13 protein-coding genes are annotated in these 15,893 nt (G+C 60.8%); 8 read left to right on the plus strand and 5 right to left on the minus strand.

Annotated elements, in window-relative coordinates:
* The first annotated feature begins 53 nt into the window (after positions 1-53).
* The 7 genes from AB4N80_RS25510 to AB4N80_RS25540 all read left to right on the plus strand — a co-directional run bounded on the left by AB4N80_RS25510 (position 54) and on the right by AB4N80_RS25540 (position 10,331).
* On the plus strand, positions 54-368 hold the full coding sequence (locus AB4N80_RS25510; protein WP_122567850.1) for an ElaB/YgaM/YqjD family protein: 315 nt from the start codon (positions 54-56) through the stop codon (positions 366-368).
* A gap of 2 nt (positions 369-370) precedes the next feature.
* The gene (locus AB4N80_RS25515; RefSeq protein ID WP_060738527.1) at positions 371-760 is read left to right on the plus strand and encodes a phage holin family protein; all 390 of its coding nucleotides are present in this window, start codon (positions 371-373) and stop codon (positions 758-760) included.
* Complete coding sequence (locus tag AB4N80_RS25520) at positions 757-1,092, plus strand: hypothetical protein (RefSeq protein WP_122567849.1); 336 nt, start codon at positions 757-759, stop codon at positions 1,090-1,092. Before AB4N80_RS25515 ends, AB4N80_RS25520 begins: the two co-directional genes overlap by 4 nt.
* A gap of 190 nt (positions 1,093-1,282) precedes the next feature.
* On the plus strand, positions 1,283-2,611 hold the full coding sequence (locus AB4N80_RS25525; RefSeq protein ID WP_053183171.1) for a deoxyguanosinetriphosphate triphosphohydrolase: 1,329 nt from the start codon (positions 1,283-1,285) through the stop codon (positions 2,609-2,611).
* 399 nt (positions 2,612-3,010) lie between these two features.
* A complete protein-coding gene (locus AB4N80_RS25530; protein WP_014337291.1) occupies positions 3,011-3,637 on the plus strand; it encodes a response regulator transcription factor in 627 nt (208 codons plus the stop codon).
* A gap of 9 nt (positions 3,638-3,646) precedes the next feature.
* Positions 3,647-7,267 (plus strand): transporter substrate-binding domain-containing protein, encoded by a 3,621-nt coding sequence (locus AB4N80_RS25535; protein ID WP_460079457.1) that lies wholly within the window; start codon positions 3,647-3,649, stop codon positions 7,265-7,267.
* Between the two features lie 115 nt (positions 7,268-7,382).
* Entirely contained in the window at positions 7,383-10,331 is a 2,949-nt protein-coding gene (locus tag AB4N80_RS25540) for an HD domain-containing phosphohydrolase (RefSeq protein ID WP_460079460.1), read from the plus strand.
* Here the strand turns inward: AB4N80_RS25540 and AB4N80_RS25545 are convergent, their stop codons facing one another.
* Together AB4N80_RS25545 and AB4N80_RS25550 are read right to left on the minus strand one after the other, a co-directional pair.
* Positions 10,332-10,814 (minus strand): GAF domain-containing protein, encoded by a 483-nt coding sequence (locus AB4N80_RS25545; RefSeq protein WP_354339694.1) that lies wholly within the window; start codon positions 10,812-10,814, stop codon positions 10,332-10,334. It lies immediately after the preceding gene.
* Positions 10,811-11,701 (minus strand): ATP-binding protein, encoded by an 891-nt coding sequence (locus AB4N80_RS25550; RefSeq protein ID WP_460079464.1) that lies wholly within the window; start codon positions 11,699-11,701, stop codon positions 10,811-10,813. The genes AB4N80_RS25545 and AB4N80_RS25550 overlap by 4 nt, the downstream gene beginning before the upstream one ends.
* Positions 11,702-11,864: 163 nt before the next feature.
* Between AB4N80_RS25550 and AB4N80_RS25555 the strand changes: the two genes are divergently transcribed.
* Positions 11,865-14,186 (plus strand): hybrid sensor histidine kinase/response regulator, encoded by a 2,322-nt coding sequence (locus AB4N80_RS25555; protein ID WP_122567844.1) that lies wholly within the window; start codon positions 11,865-11,867, stop codon positions 14,184-14,186.
* Here the strand turns inward: AB4N80_RS25555 and AB4N80_RS25560 are convergent.
* The 3 genes from AB4N80_RS25560 to msrB all read right to left on the minus strand — a co-directional run bounded on the left by AB4N80_RS25560 (position 14,170) and on the right by msrB (position 15,693).
* Positions 14,170-14,631 carry a MarR family winged helix-turn-helix transcriptional regulator gene (locus AB4N80_RS25560; protein WP_122567843.1) on the minus strand — a complete coding sequence of 154 codons (462 nt, stop codon included), beginning with the start codon at positions 14,629-14,631 and terminating at the stop codon, positions 14,170-14,172. The two genes, AB4N80_RS25555 and AB4N80_RS25560, sit on opposite strands and share 17 nt — an antisense overlap.
* Positions 14,628-15,113 (minus strand): glutathione peroxidase, encoded by a 486-nt coding sequence (locus tag AB4N80_RS25565; protein WP_003199416.1) that lies wholly within the window; start codon positions 15,111-15,113, stop codon positions 14,628-14,630. Before AB4N80_RS25565 ends, AB4N80_RS25560 begins: the two co-directional genes overlap by 4 nt.
* A gap of 184 nt (positions 15,114-15,297) precedes the next feature.
* Positions 15,298-15,693: a peptide-methionine (R)-S-oxide reductase MsrB gene (gene msrB / locus AB4N80_RS25570; protein WP_122567842.1), complete on the minus strand. Its 396-nt coding sequence runs from the start codon at positions 15,691-15,693 to the stop codon at positions 15,298-15,300.
* Positions 15,694-15,893: the final 200 nt, after the last annotated feature.

The raw sequence follows: 15,893 nt of genomic DNA on the forward strand, positions 1-15,893 counted from the left end.
TCCAGCAAGGCTCATACTCGAACGCTTCAGACGTCACTTACGGAGATTCACCCATGGCCAGAACCCAGGCAAAGACTGCTCAAGACATCCTGATGGAAGATTTCCAGACGCTGGTCAGCGACACGGAGCGCTTGCTCGATCACACCGCGACGCTGGCAGGCGATCAAGCCGATGCGCTGCGCAGCCAGATCCACGAAACCCTCCTGCGCGCCCGCGAGACGCTCAAGCTGACTGAAGACTCCATGCGCGAACGTGGCCAGGCTGCGGTAGTCGCCACTGAGGAATATGTACAGGCCAACCCTTGGCAATCGGTAGGCATTGCCGCGGGCGTTGGTTTTCTGATCGGTCTGCTGGCGACACGGCGCTGATCATGGGTATCGACGAATCCGGCTCGTCCGAAGCGGGCACACAACCTACAGCACGCCGCCTGGGCGCGGCGTTTCTTGGCTTGCTACACAGCCACGTCGAATTGTTCGGCATGGAGTTGCAGGAACAGAAGGCCCGCACCGTCAGCCTCCTGCTGTTCGCCGGTCTTGCACTGGTGTTCGGCTTGCTGCTGCTGGTCGGGCTTTCGGCGCTGGTGCTGATCCTGGTCTGGGACACCTATCGTCTGTCGGGCATTATCGGCCTGTGCTTGTTTTATCTGCTGGCGGCGCTGTTCTGCGGTCTGCGGCTCAAGGCAGCGATCTACGACGAGTCCTCCCCTTTCAACGCCACCCTCGAAGAACTGGCCAATGACCGGGAGCGCCTGCTGCCATGAGCCTGCCTGATATCCCTCAAGCCCGGACACGACAGGAAATGCGCAAGGCACTGGTGCGCCTGCGCATGGAAATGCACCGCCAGGAAATCCGCCAGGAGACGCGCCAATTGCTGCAGCCCTTGCAACGGGTGCGCGGCTTGACGCAAAGCTGGCACGAAGGTTTCGGCATCAAGCATGCGCCACTGTGGGGCGTAGCGGCGGTGTCCCTGCTCGGTTTCCTAACCGGAAAACGGACCCGCCATGGCGGTGGCGGTGGTTTAACTGGCCTGATCCGCCTGGCAACGACATTGCTGCCGCTGGTCAAGCTGGCCAAGGACCTGCGCAAACCCTGAAGGGATCGTGGAGCAAGCGCTGTGTAGGAGCTGTCGAGTGCAACGGGGCTGCGATCTTGTCCCAGCCAATTGAATCCTGAGTGAACGAAAAGATCGCAGCCTTCGGCAGCTCCTACCCGCATAAGCCTTGCAGGGCGACCCACGAACCGGGAAGCTAGGGCATCGACATCATCGAACGGAGCAACCGGCCTTGGATTGGCATACCCTGCTGACTCGCGAACGTCTCGGAAAACCGCTGCATAGCCCGCAAGAACTGGGCCGTAGTCCCTTCCACAAAGACCACGACCGCATCATCTTTTCCGGTGCCTTCCGCCGCCTCGGGCGCAAGACGCAAGTGCATCCGGTTTCCAGCAACGACCACATCCACACGCGCCTGACCCATTCCCTGGAAGTCAGTTGCGTCGGGCGCTCCCTGGGCATGCGCGTGGGAGAAACCATCCGCAATGCCCTACCCGACTGGTGCGAGCCAAGCGACCTGGGCATGGTGGTGCAATCGGCTTGCCTGGCACACGACATTGGCAACCCGCCGTTCGGTCATTCCGGCGAGGACGCCATTCGTTATTGGTTCCAGCAGGCCGCCGGGCGTGGTTGGCTTGATGCGATGAGCGAAGCCGAGCGCAACGACTTCCTCAATTTCGAAGGCAACGCCCAAGGCTTCCGCGTCCTCACCCAACTTGAATACCACCAGTTCGACGGCGGAACCCGGCTGACCTATGCCACCCTCGGCACGTACCTGAAATACCCCTGGACTGCCCGCCACGCCGATTCCCTGGGCTACAAGAAGCATAAGTTCGGTTGCTACCAGAGCGAACTGCCACTGTTGGAACAGATCGCCCATAAACTGGGTTTGCCACAGATCGAGGATCAACGCTGGGCACGGCATCCGCTGGTTTACCTGATGGAGGCCGCCGATGACATCTGCTATGCGCTGATCGACCTGGAAGACGGCGTGGAGATGGATCTGCTGGAATACCCACAGGTGGAATCGCTGCTCCTGGACCTGGTGGGCGACGATCTTCCGGACACCTACCGGCAACTGGGGCCACTGGACTCGCGACGGCGCAAACTGGCGATCCTGCGGGGCAAAGCCATCGAACACCTGACCAACGCCGCCGCCCGGGCGTTTGTCGAGCAGCAGGAAGCGTTGCTTGCCGGCACGCTGCCAGGGGACCTGGTGGAGCATATGCACGGCCCGGCAAAACGCTGCGTGTTGAATGCCAAGGACATGGCGCGCCGGAAAATCTTCCAGGACAAGCGCAAGACCCTGCATGAGATCGGCGCCTACACCACGTTGGAAATCCTGCTCAACGGCTTTTGCGGCGCCGCCCTCGAACAGCACGGTGGCCGCACGCCTTCGTTCAAGAATCGGCGCATCCTCGACCTGCTGGGGAACAATGCGCCAGATCCCAACGGCCCTTTGCATGGCGCATTCCTGCGAATGATCGACTTCATCGCCGGCATGACTGACAGCTATGCCAGCGAAATGGCCCAGGAGATGACCGGCCGCACGCGCCAATAAAATATACCCTGGCACATCCTACATCGATGCACACAGATCCACCGCCATCGCGAGCAAGCTCGCTCCCGCAGGGGATTGGCGGTGCATGTGGATTTTGTAGCACCACCCCACAAGGAGTTTTAAGTAGATAAATAAATGTATGGCTTACACAAATCTTGGTTAAAGCGCGTCCTTTGTTTGCACAAACAACACATTCAAAGAAATATCCTTCCACACACCGCCAACATCTCCCCTCTTATTGTCATCCACCTACTAAAAAACCGATTACACCGTAATATCTTGCCTCTTTTTTTGTAGGAAACTTCTGAAATTGAAGTTGCATGCCCGTCTCTTCGTACGGCCCCGGCTGTAAGTGGGCTAAGGTGCGCGCTTTATTCAAGTTCGCAGGGTAATTTATTCATGAACTCCGTTTTCATTGTCGACGATCATCCGGTCATCCGCCTCGCCGTTCGCATGCTCCTGGAACATGAGGGCTATAAGGTCGTAGGAGAAACTGACAACGGCGTCGACGCGATGCAAATGGTGCGCGAATGCATGCCAGACCTGGTTATCCTGGACATCAGCATCCCCAAACTTGACGGGCTGGAAATTCTGTCGCGCTTCAACGCCATGACCACGCCGCTCAAGACACTGGTGCTCACGGCACAATCGCCGACGCTCTTTGGTATCCGATGCATGCAATCCGGCGCCTCTGGTTACGTGTGCAAACAGGAAGACCTCAGCGAACTTGTCAGCGCGATCAAAGCGGTATTGTCCGGCTATAACTACTTTCCCAGCCAGGCGCTGAACCCGGTACGCCCGGATGACCCGCGCAGCATAGAGCTGGACCTGTTCAAAAGCGTCAATGATCGGGAACTGATGGTACTGCAACTTTTTGCCCAAGGCCGGACCAACAAGGAAATAGCCAAGGGGATGTTTCTCAGCAATAAAACCGTCAGCACTTATAAAAAGCGCCTGATGCAGAAACTCAAGGTCAAGTCCCTGGTCGAGCTGATTGAAATGGCGAAGCGCAACGCGCTGGTGTGAGAAAACAGGATGCTCAGACGCATAACCGAATGCCTCCTGCTGATCAGCGCAGCGTTATATACAGGAGTGCTCGCGGCGACGCCGGATGCGCCCGCGCAGTACACGCTGCTAGGGCGTTCGTCCATGGCTCAGGCCGAGATCAAGCTCGATGATGTCCACCGCGCCTGGCTAAAAAGCCGGCAGGAACTGGTCCTGGGAACTTCCGCACCGGATTACCCGCCCTTCGATCTCTCCGCCAGCGGACGCGACTACGAGGGCCTGACCGCCGACTATGCCAACATCCTCGCCAAGGCCACCGGCCTGCCCATGAGTGTCCTGCGTTTCGCTTCCCGTGAGGCAGCCATGGCGGCGCTCAAGGATGGGAAAATCGATATGCTGGGCACCGCCAACGGTTTCGAGGCCCGCGACCCCGACATTGCGCTCTCGACGCCATACGCAGTGGACCAACCCGTGCTCGTCACCCGAACGAATGAAAGCCGATCCCTGAATGAAGACCTCAAGGGGTTGCGGCTGAGTATGGTCTATCACTACCTGCCCTTGCGGGAAATCGAAAAACTCTACCCCAAGGCAATCATCACCACCTATCCGTCCTACCAGAACGCCATCAACGCTGTCGCCTTTGGCCAGGCCGATGTATTTCTCGGCGATACCCTGTCCACCCACTACATGATCAGCAAGGGTTACTTGAGCAATATCCGTATGGCCAGCTTCGGCAAACATGAATCCTATGGATTCGGTTTCGCCGTACGCCGTGGCGATACCCGTCTGCTGGACATCATCAACGCTACGCTGAACCAGGTTCCCATCGCCGAACAGGCGGCCATTTCCAAGCGCTGGAGCGCAGGCAGCGACCTGTACCTCACAGACCACCGGGTACAACTGACCGACCGCGAGCAACGCTGGCTGGCCCGGCATCCGGTAGTCCGGGTGGCAGTAAACGAAACCTCCGCCCCCTTCACCTTCTTCGATTCGGACGGTGATTTTCGCGGCATCAGCGCCGACCTGCTGGAACTGATCCGGTTGCGCACCGGCCTGCGCCTGGACATCCAGCGCCATCAGAACGACAGTGAAATGATTGCCGCAGTCCTGAACGATCAAGCCGACATGATCGCCGCACTGTTGCCCAGCAGTGAACGGCAACGCCAGTTGAAATTCAGCCGTCCCTACGTCGACAGCTCGTTCGTTCTATTGACCCGCAAGCCGTCCGACACGCCCACCACACTGGATCAATTCGGCCACGCCAGCGTGGCGATCGCCAAGGGTAATCCGGTCATTGAATGGCTGCGCAGCCAGTACCCGAGCATCCAGATCATCGAAACGGACGGCCCCTTGCGCGCCGTAGACATGCTCGCTCATGGCCAGATCGACGGCAGCGTGCACTCGCAGGTGATGGCCAACTACTTCATTTCCTCCCATGCGTGGCGGGACAGGTTGCAGATCAGCAGCACGGTGGGCACCCAACAGGCGCTGTTCGCGCTGGCCACGGCCAAAAACGCCAGCGAGTTGAACGCCATCCTCGACAAGGCCCTGACCAGCATCGACCCCGACGAGCTGGGCGTCATCAACAACCGCTGGCGCGGTTACGTCTCTCCCTCGGAACACACCTGGCGCACCTATAACCGCCTGTTCTTCCAGGTCGTCGCGGGCGTAGGTCTGTTGTTGCTGCTTTCCCTGGCGTGGAACGCCTACATGCAGCGCCAGATCAGGCAGCGTCAACGGGCTGAACTGGCCCTCAACGATCAACTCGAATTCATGCATTCGCTGCTTAATGGCACCCCCCACCCTATTTACGTGAGGGATCGCAACGGCATCCTGCAAAGCTGCAACGACAGTTACCTGGAAGCGTTCAACGCCAGGCGCGAAGACATCATCGGCAAGGACTCGATGCCCGGCTCCATGAGCAACGCCTTCGAAGCGCAGGAATACCAGGCGGACTACCAGCGCGTCATGGCCGAAGGTACCGCCCTGATCGTCGACCGTCCCCTGCACATCGGCGACCGTAAACTGACGATCTATCACTGGATCCTTCCCTACCGAAACTCCGCCGCGCAAGTGCAAGGCATCATCGGCGGCTGGATCGACATCAGTGAACGCCGGCAGCTGTTCGAGGAACTGCGCGCATCCAAGCAACGGGCCGATGACGCGAACCGCGCCAAAAGCACGTTCCTGGCCACCATGAGCCATGAAATCCGCACCCCGATGAACGCCGTGATCGGCATGCTCGAGCTGGCCCTGAAACACGCCGACAAAGGCCACGTGGACCGTTCGACCATTGCAGTCGCGTACGAGTCGGCTTCCGGCATGCTCGAACTGATAGGCGACATCCTGGACATCGCCCGTATCGAATCCGGCCATTTGAGCCTGGCCCCCGAACGCGTCAACCTCAGGGCCCTGCTGCAATCGGTCATACGGGTCTTCGAGGGAGTGGCCCGGCAGAAAAACCTGGCGTTGTCGCTACAGTTCGACACCGCCGAGGGCAATCCTGACGTGTTGATAGACCCCTTGCGATTCAAGCAGGTGCTGTCGAACCTGATCAGCAATGCCCTCAAATTCACCGAGCAGGGCCAGGTCGTGGTCAAGGTAAGGCTGTCGCCAACCGAGCGGAACGATGTGCTGCACATGCATCTGGAGGTCAACGACAGCGGCATTGGCATCGGTCCGGCCGACCTGCAACGCTTGTTCGAACCTTTTGCCCAGGTCGATAACACCAGTCGGATGGCCCGCAAAGGCGCGGGACTGGGGCTGGTGATCAGTCGTAACCTATGCCGGATGATGGGCGGTAGCCTGCACATGAGCAGCCAACCTGGCTTCGGTACCCAAGTCCTGGTCCGCCTGCAACTCACCGTCCTGTCAACGGCGCCGCTTAGCGTTCCACTTGAACCGGTCATCGAAACGGCCCAGGCCGCCTTGAACGTCCTGATCGTGGACGATCACCCCGCCAATCGCCTGCTGATGTCCCAGCAATTGGAATACCTCGGCCATCACTACCAGGTCGCCCATGATGGTGCCCACGGGCTCGAGGTCTGGCAGAAACGCCATTTCGATCTTGTCATCGCCGATTGCAACATGCCCATCATGAGCGGTTACGAACTGGCCCGGTCGATTCGTCGCGAGGAGTCCGAACAGCGGCGGCCGCCCTGCACCCTCCTGGGGTTCACCGCCAATGCCCAGCCGGAGGAAAAACAACGCTGCCAGGACGCCGGAATGGATGACTGCCTGTTCAAACCGATCAGCCTGAGTGCCCTGAGCCAATGGATCAAGACGGTCAAACCCAGCGGTCGCCCGGCGGCTTTCAGCGTGCACAGCCTCCAGGCGTTGACCGGCGGCGACCCTACGTCCAACCGGCGCCTGCTGGCGGAACTACTCAGCAGCAGTCGCTCGGACCGCCAGGAGTTGCTCGACGTCGCCCAGGACGCAAACCGGCAAGCGCTGACCGAAACGGCGCACAAGATAAAAGGCGTAGCCCGCATCGTCCAGGCGACCACGCTGATCCAGCGGTGCGAGGCATTGGAGCAGGCGTGTCATCAGGCACAGGCACCTGAACGAATCAGCGACTGCATCGACGCCCTCGACCGCGCCATGAGCGACCTGGAGTGGGCTCTGGAAACGGAGATCGCCAAGGCAAAATAACCCAGCATTTACTATGCTATTCGCTCAGCAGTGCGTACCTGGGGGGTTCTCGATCGGTTTCCCTTGCACGCGGGAACACCCATCGAGAACGCCCCTGACACTTGGAGTGACTGCAATGCCCAGCGCACCGCGTCCGGACAAACGCCGGTTCCCCCTGCACGTCCATATCAGCGTGATGTTTACCCTGCTTTTGCTGTTGACCGGCGTGGTGCTGGGTATTTTCAATTACCGGCAAACCACGCAAATCATCCTGTCCAGCAGTGAAAAACTGTTCAACCGCATTGAACAGGATGTGCGCCTGGATTTGTATGACACCTACGAACCCATCCGCCACCTGTTGAGCCTGCTGGCCGACTACCCGGCGACACGCACACCGCAGATGGCGCAACGCCTGGCCCTGCTCGTGCCTTTCAGTCAGGCATTGCGGGACAACCCGAACCTGGCTTCGTTGTACCTGGGCGATCAGCGCGGCAATTTTTTGATGGTCCGGCCACTGCGCACCCCCGCCCTGAAAACCGCCCTGCTGGCACCCACCGGGGCGGCCTATCAGGTCTGGACCGTGGAGCGAGACACCGAGCAAGGCCCGGTTCATTCCGAGTCGCTGTTCTACGACGAGACCCTGACGCTCATCGAGCGCCGGGACATGGCCGACGAAACCTACGATCCGCGCAGCCGCGACTGGTTTCGCAGCGCCGCCGGCAGCACCGAGCAGATCACTACCGAGCCCTACGTTTTTTTCTCGACCCATAACGTCGGCACCACCCTGGCCCGGCGTAGCGGCGAGCAGGCAGTCATCGGCGCCGACCTGACCCTGGCGGCCCTGTCCCAGACCCTGGCCAAGCACAAGGTGACCACTGGCACCGAGATCGTATTGCTCGATCCCAAGGGCAATGCCGTGGGTTATCCCGACAGCGACCGGCTGCTCACCGACGCCCGGTCAGCGCGACTGATCAAGGCCCGCGACCTCAGCCCGGCCGTCGCCGCCGTCCTCGACGACAACGCTGACACGACCCGCTTGGAAGCGGCCGGACGCCAGTGGATCGTCTCGCGCAGCCACATGCAGGAAGGCGGCCCCCAAGGCCTGGAACTGGCGTTACTGGTGCCTGAAGACGAGCTGCTGGACAACGCTTATCGCATGCGTTGGCAAGGCGCACTCATCACCCTCGCCACCCTGCTGCTGTGCCTGCCCCTGGGCTGGCTGACATCCAGGATCCTGGTTAAGCCCTTGCGCGAGCTGGTGCAGGAAGCTGACGCCATTCGCAGCTTTGACTTCAACTATCCGGTGTCCCGCCGCTCCCCGGTGCTGGAAGTCGATCAGTTGAGCGTCTCGATGGGGCGCATGAAAGAGACCCTGGCAAGTTTCTTTGAAATCACCGCCAGCCTGCGCGCCGAAACCCGCTTCGCCCCGTTGCTGGAGCGGGTGTTGTTCGAAACCGTGAAAATCGGCCAGGCCCAAGCCGGCCTGATCTACCTGCGTGAGAACGACGAAAATCGGCTCAAGCCCTATGGGCTGGTGATCGATGGCACCCCCAGGGACCTCGACGCCTTCAAGCTGCGCAGTCATGAGCTACAGGCTAGCGACAGCCCGCAATGGCTCCAGCAACTGGCCGTCTCGGACAATCTTGTGACCTCCCTGGGCTTCGAGCAGGCGGCCGACCTGCAAGGCATCCTGCGGGCACTGGACTCGCCTCGGGTCCACCTGATCGGCATCCGCCTGCGCAATCGCCACCAGGAAACCGTCGGCGTCTTGGTGTTGCTGATCACCGACAGCGGCACCGAAGCCGACCTGGAAAAACTCCAGCCCGATCGCATCGCCTTCCTGCAAGCCGTGTCCGGCGCCGCCACCGTGAGCATCGAGGGCCAGCGCCTGCAGGCCAAGCAAAAGCAACTGCTGGACGCCTTCATCCAACTGCTGGCCGGCGCGATCGATGCCAAGAGTCCCTACACCGGCGGCCATTGCCAGCGGGTGCCGGTCCTGACCCTGACGCTCGCCCAGGCCGCCGCCGCCAGCCAGGCACCGGCGTTCAGCGCCTATCAACCCACGGAGGATGAATGGGAAGCCCTGCACATCGCCGCCTGGCTGCACGATTGCGGCAAGGTCACCACCCCTGAATACGTCGTCGACAAAGCCACCAAACTGGAAACCCTGAACGACCGGATCCACGAGATACGCACCCGCTTCGAAGTGCTCAAGCGCGACGCCTGGGTCGAGTACTGGCAGGCTGTGGCAAGCGGCGGCGAGTCGTCCTCCCTGGCACAACAGCGAGACGCGACATTGACCGCACTGGATGACGACTTCGCTTTCGTCGCTCGCTGCAACCTGGGCTCCGAAGCCATGGCCGAGGTCGATCTGCAACGCCTGCAACATATCGCGCAACGCCCGTGGACCCGGACCCTCGATGATCGCCTGGGGGTTTCCTGGGAAGAGAATCAGCGCCAGGCCCGCACGTCCAAACCGACACTGCCGGTCACCGAGCCGCTGTTGGCGGACAAGCCCGAGCACCTGATCGAGCGCAACGCAGCCGAACTGATCCCGGCGGACAATCCGTGGGGCTTCCAGCTCGATGTGCCGGCCTGGAAATACAACCGCGGCGAGCTCTACAACCTGAGCATCACGCGAGGCACGCTGACCCGCGAAGAGCGCTACGTCATCAATCACCACATGGTGCAGACGATCCTGATGCTCAGCCAGCTGCCCTTCCCCAGCCACCTGAACAACGTGGCGGAGATCGCCGGCGGGCATCACGAGAAGATGGACGGCAGCGGTTATCCCAAGCGCCTCAAGCGCGAAGAGATGAGCCTGCCGGCACGCATGATGGCCATCGCCGACATTTTCGAAGCACTGACGGCGGCCGACCGACCCTACAAGAAAGCGAAGAAGCTGAGTGAGGCATTGGGCATCATGGCCACCATGTGCCGTGACGCCCATATCGATCCCGAGCTGTTCGGGCTGTTCATCGAAGAAAAGATCTACCTGAGCTACGCCGAGCAGTTCCTCGACCCGCACCAGATCGATGAGGTCGACGCCGACAACCTGCTGCTCAAGGCAGGGCTGAAGGCATGATCAGCAATCCGTCAGGCGCAGGAATATTGCAGCCAACGCTTCAATGCCGGCCTGATCATGCTCGCTGAAACGCGCCAGTTTCGGACTGTCCAGGTCGAGCACTCCGATCAGGCGCCCGTCCTTGACCAGCGGCACCACCAGTTCGCTGTTCGACGCGCTGTCGCAGGCGATGTGCCCGGCGAAGGCATGGACATCTTCAACGCGCTGGGTCTGCCGGGTCGCTGCCGCCGTGCCACACACACCACGGCCAAAGGGAATCCGCACACAGGCGATCTGGCCCTGGAACGGGCCCAAGACCAGCTCTTCGTTGCGATTGAGGTAGAAACCGGCCCAATTCAGATCGTCCAACTGACTGGACAGGAAAGCCGAGAACTGCGCGGCGTTGGCGATGAAGTCACGCTCATCGGCCAGCAAGGATTCCAACTGTGCCGATAACAACGCGTAGCCATCGAGGCCAGCACCGGTGCCCTTCAAATCGATCATGCCTTGTGCTCCAACAATTTCAGGCCTACCCAATAACGGGCAAATTGATAAGCGCAACGTCCGTTGCGGTTGCCGCGACCGGTTGCCCAGCGTACCGCCAGCACATCCAACGCTTCGTCGCGCTGCCAGGCCAGCCCGGCCTTGGCCGCCAGTTCGCCGATCCAGTGCTCCACGACGTTGAGGAAATGCTCCTGGGTAAACGGATAAAACGACAGCCACAAGCCAAAGCGATCAGACAAGGCGATCTTGTCCTCAACCGCTTCGCTGGGGTGAAGTTCGCCGTCGACCCGTTTCCAATTCTCGTTGTCGCTCTCTTTTTCCGGCACCAGGTGACGACGGTTGGAGGTGGCATACAGCAGCACGTTATCCGGCGCCTGCTCCAGGGAGCCATCCAACACACTCTTGAGCACGCGGTAATCGCCTTCGCCGGACTCGAACGACAAGTCATCGCAGAACAACACGAAGCGCTGTGGCAGTCTCGCTACCTGCTCGACCACCCGGGGCAGATCAGCCAAGTGATCGCGTTCGATCTCGATCAACCGCAGGCCATGCTGGGCATGTTCGGCCAACAGGGCGCGCACCAGGGACGACTTGCCGGTGCCACGCGAGCCCCAGAGCAAGGCATGGTTGGCCGGCATGCCATCGATGAACTGGCGGGTGTTGCGGCCCAGTTGTTCGACCTGGCGGTCCACGCCGATCAGGTCCGACAGGCGCATGTCGAGGCTGACCTGCAGCGGCAGCAGGTAGCCGCTGCGCCCGTCACGCTGCCAGCGGGCGGCCAGGGTCTGGGTCCAATCGATGGAGGGCCGGGGCGCCGGCAGCAAAGGCTCGATCCGGGCCAGCACGGCATCGGCGCGCTCAAGAAAAGCATTCAATCGCGAGTCCACGTCTTTTCCTCGGACAGGTTCACAGTAATGATGGCGCTCCAGCAACGAAACGCCGTATCCAATGGCGGGTCTACTTCACACAAAACCAACCGGTTGCGCCGGTATTCAGAGATGATCAGCTATGCTTGACCGGCGAAGGGAAACGTAAGTGGTTCATCACTCAATGGACATCAGATTCACCCAACGGCTTTCCTATAAGCAGGCCCGCCTGACCGTCCTGGTGGGCTTCGTGTTGGGCACCTTGCTCAGCCTGATGCAGATCGGCATCGATTATGCCAGCGAAGACGCGTCGATCAACCGTGAAATCCTGTCGCTGCTGGAAATCAGCCACAACCCGGCCTCGCGCATCGCCTACAACATCGACGCCGAACTCGCCCAAGAACTGTCCATGGGTCTGTTGCGCTCACCGGCCATCATCGGCGCCGAGCTGATCGATAACAACAATACCGTGCTGGCCAGCGTCAAGCGGCCCGAGCTGCAAAGCAGCTACCGATTCATCAGCGACTTCCTGTTCGGTGCCCAGCGCCAGTTCGAGGACCGGCTCTACCTGGACCACTTGCCCGCCGAATCCCTGGGCATACTGCGACTGGACGTCGACACCTATGCATTCGGCAGTCGTTTCCTGCGCCGTGCCGAGGTCACCTTACTCAACGGCTTCGCCCGCAGCCTGATCCTGACCGGCCTGCTGCTGGCGCTGTTCTACGTGATGCTGACCAAGCCTCTGGTGCGGGTCATCCGCGAACTGAGCAGCCGCGACCCGAGCAGCAGTGAACAGAACCGTCTGGAATGCCCGGCCGGCCACCAGTCCGATGAAATCGGCGTGCTGGTGTCCGTCGCCAACCAGCAGTTCGAAAATATCTCCACGGAAATCCAACAGCGACGCACGGCCGAAAATCGCCTCACCGAGTACCTTGCGCAACTGGAAAACATCGTCTCGGCACGCACCGCCGAACTCAAGGCCATCAACACCCGCCTCAGCCAGTCCAACGAAGAGCTGGAGGTGGCCCGACGCACGGCCCTGGACATGGCCGAAGCCCGCTCCGTGTTCCTCGCCAACATGAGTCACGAGATCCGCACGCCGCTCAATGGCCTGCTGGGCATGATCGCCCTGTCCTTGGACGGTCCCCTGACGGCCGAGCAACAGCAGCAGCTCTCGATTGCCCATGACTCGGGCAAGGTATTGGTCGAACTGCTCAACGACATCCTCGACCTGTCGAAATTCGACGCCGGTCAACTGGAGCTCGAACGCATCCCGTTCGACCTCGGCGCCCTGGTGGAGGATACCGCCAACCTGCTTTCCCAGAACGCGGCCCCCAGTGTCGAGCTGGCCTGCCTGATCGATCCCCGGTTCCCGGCGCAGGTGCTCGGCGACCCGACCCGGGTGCGCCAGATCGTCAGCAACCTGCTGTCCAACGCCTTGAAGTTCACACGCTTCGGGCGGGTCGACGTGAAGTTGAGCCATTACGAAGGCGGCGTGCGAATCGAAGTCTGCGACACCGGTATCGGCATTCCTCAGGAAGCCCAGGCGAGAATCCTGCAACCGTTCACTCAGGCCGGCGCCGGGATTACCCGTCAGTTTGGTGGCACCGGGCTGGGATTGGCATTGACCTACAACCTCTGCGAAGCCATGCAGGGCCGGTTGACGATCAGTTCCGAAGCCGGCTTCGGCAGTCAGTTCTGCGCTGACCTGCCCCTGCCTTGTCACCTCCCGGCAACGCCGCTCGAACCGTTGCGCGGCAACGTCGTCGCCATCACCGCCAGCAGCAGCGGCCTGGCCGAGTTGCTGAGCATGCTGTTGCCGGGATGGGGTTTGGATTATGTGCAACGCTCCATCGATGACGGACTGCTGGGGCTCAAACCTGACGTGCTGATTACCGATTGCCCGGAATGCCTGTTCAACCTGCGGCCGACCTTTGATGCGCCGATCCTGCTGGTGACCGCCTATGGCAGCTTCATGCCCGGCGAGGAAGCCGCCGCCCTCGCCCCGCTGATACAACAGGCTCGACCGCTGGCACGCCATGCGCTGTACCAGATCCTGCGGCGCGCCATGCAAAGCGAGGCAACCACCATCAACGATGCACAGATCGAAACCCTGGCGCCGTCCAGGCGCGGACGAGTGCTGCTGGTGGAGGACAATCCGGTCAACCAACTGGTGGCCAAGGGCATGCTGGTGAAACTGGGCTGCGAAGTCACCGTCGCGGCCCACGGCGTCGAAGCCCTGGATCAACTGGAACAGCAGGTGTTCGACCTGGTGTTGATGGACTGCAACATGCCGGTGATGGACGGCTACGAAGCCAGCCGGCAGATTCGCCGCAGCGGGCGCTGGTCGGACCTGCCGATCGTTGCGCTGACGGCCAACGCGATGCCCGAGGAACGTGAGCGCTGCCGGGCCTCTGGCATGAACGATTACCTGTCCAAACCGTTCCGCCGGGAAGAGCTGGCGGCCGTACTGGACCAGTGGATACCCACTACGTCAGCGCTTTGATCTGGCCCAGCAGATGATCGAGACCGTCCCGCAATGCGCCCAGGCGGTCCAGATCGACGCCGCTGTCGCATAACAGGCGGGCCTTGAGCGGGCCAACCTGTTCGCGCAAAGCCCGTCCCGCAGCCGACAGGCTCAAATGTACCTCCCGCTCATCCCGGGCCGAACGCTGGCGCTGGACCAGGTCCAACTGCTCCAGGCGCTTGAGCAGCGGCGTCAGCGTGCCGGAATCCAGCAGCAAACGCTCGCCCAGGGCCTTGACCGTCGGCTGCGGCGGAGCCGTGTCTTGCCATTCCCACAACACCAGCATCGCCAGGTATTGCGGATACGTCAGGCCGAGCTGATCGAGCATCGGCTTGTAGCCACGGATCACCGCACGGGAAGCGGCGTACAGCTTGAAGCACAACTGGCTGTCGAGCTTCAGCGAATCGACGGACAGGTCATTCATTTGAGCAGCGCTTCGATCTCACCGGTCAGGTCCTGGGGTTTGGTGGTCGGGGCAAAACGCTTGACCACCTGACCGTCCTTGCCGATCAGGAACTTGGTGAAATTCCACTTGATGCCTTTGGACCCCAGCACGCCGGGGGCTCGCTGTTTAAGCTGGACGAACAGCGGATGGGCGTTGGCGCCGTTGACTTCGATTTTCTTGAACAGCGGAAAACTCACACCGAAGTTCAGTTCGCAGAACTCGGTGATCGCCCCTTCATTTCCCGGCTCCTGCTTGCCGAACTGATTGCAGGGAAAGCCCAGCACCACCAGGCCTTGGTCCTTGTAGGTCTGCCACAACGCCTCAAGCCCTTTGTATTGCGGAGTGAACCCGCACTGGCTGGCGGTGTTGACCACCAGCACAGCCTTGCCGGCGAAATCGGCGAGGGTCTTTTGCTCACCCTTGATGGTGGTGCACGGGATGCTCAGCAGGTTGTCGCTCATGGCAAGGCTCCAGATGGGAAGAAGAGGAAGCCGAAGATAGCGAGCAATTAAATTGCATGCAATTTAATTATCAGAAATTCCCACGTCACAAGCTGTGGGAGCAAGGCTTGCCCGCGATGAAGGCAATGCGATCTTTCAGGGATCGAGGTGCCCTGTTTCGCGAGCAAGCTTTGCTCCCACCGTATTACTCGCGGGGGACCAGATCCAGGCACACCGAGTTGATGCAGTACCGCAAATCCGTGGGCGGCGGGCCGTCGGGGAAGACGTGGCCCAGGTGGGCGTCGCATTTGGCGCAAACCACTTCGGTGCGAATCATGCCGTGGCTGACGTCCCGCACCTCCACCACCGCACTGCCCTCTATCGGCGCGTAGAAACTCGGCCAGCCACAGCCCGAATCGAATTTGGTCTGCGAATCGAACAGCGGCTCGTTGCAGCAGACGCAGTGGTACACACCGTCGGTCTTGGTGGCGTTGTATTTGCCGGAGAATGGCCGCTCGGTGCCCTTCAACCGACAGACGTTGTACTGCTCCGGGTCGAGCATGGCGCGCCATTCTTCAAGGGTTTTCTGCAACTTTTCCATCGTCCTACCTCGGCAATTGAAAAAGCCCGATCCGACGCTTTTCCGCAGATCGGGCGGCACGTATGATTGCGCCTCGTCAGACGCCAGTCTGGCAGTCACGCCATGCGCATTCAAACGGATTGTGGCGCCTACACCGCGTCAGGCCTGGGCACAGACGCAGGATTCCCAGTACGGTAGCTCATACGCCGCCTGGATCGTTC

Source organism: Pseudomonas sp. H3_A02 (genome assembly GCF_054671965.1).

Bases quoted from the DNA above. Each gene is read 5' to 3' on its own strand.
- AB4N80_RS25515 (WP_060738527.1), top strand. From the start codon at position 371: ATGGGTATCGACGAATCCGGCTCGTCCGAAGCGGGCACACAACCTACA.
- AB4N80_RS25560 (WP_122567843.1), bottom strand. From the start codon at position 14,631: ATGAATGACCTGTCCGTCGATTCGCTGAAGCTCGACAGCCAGTTGTGC.
- AB4N80_RS25530 (WP_014337291.1), top strand. From the start codon at position 3,011: ATGAACTCCGTTTTCATTGTCGACGATCATCCGGTCATCCGCCTCGCC.
- AB4N80_RS25520 (WP_122567849.1), top strand. From the start codon at position 757: ATGAGCCTGCCTGATATCCCTCAAGCCCGGACACGACAGGAAATGCGC.
- AB4N80_RS25555 (WP_122567844.1), top strand. From the start codon at position 11,865: ATGGACATCAGATTCACCCAACGGCTTTCCTATAAGCAGGCCCGCCTG.
- AB4N80_RS25535 (WP_460079457.1), top strand. From the start codon at position 3,647: ATGCTCAGACGCATAACCGAATGCCTCCTGCTGATCAGCGCAGCGTTA.
- AB4N80_RS25565 (WP_003199416.1), bottom strand. From the start codon at position 15,113: ATGAGCGACAACCTGCTGAGCATCCCGTGCACCACCATCAAGGGTGAG.
- AB4N80_RS25540 (WP_460079460.1), top strand. From the start codon at position 7,383: ATGCCCAGCGCACCGCGTCCGGACAAACGCCGGTTCCCCCTGCACGTC.
- msrB (WP_122567842.1), bottom strand. From the start codon at position 15,693: ATGGAAAAGTTGCAGAAAACCCTTGAAGAATGGCGCGCCATGCTCGAC.
- AB4N80_RS25510 (WP_122567850.1), top strand. From the start codon at position 54: ATGGCCAGAACCCAGGCAAAGACTGCTCAAGACATCCTGATGGAAGAT.
- AB4N80_RS25545 (WP_354339694.1), bottom strand. From the start codon at position 10,814: ATGATCGATTTGAAGGGCACCGGTGCTGGCCTCGATGGCTACGCGTTG.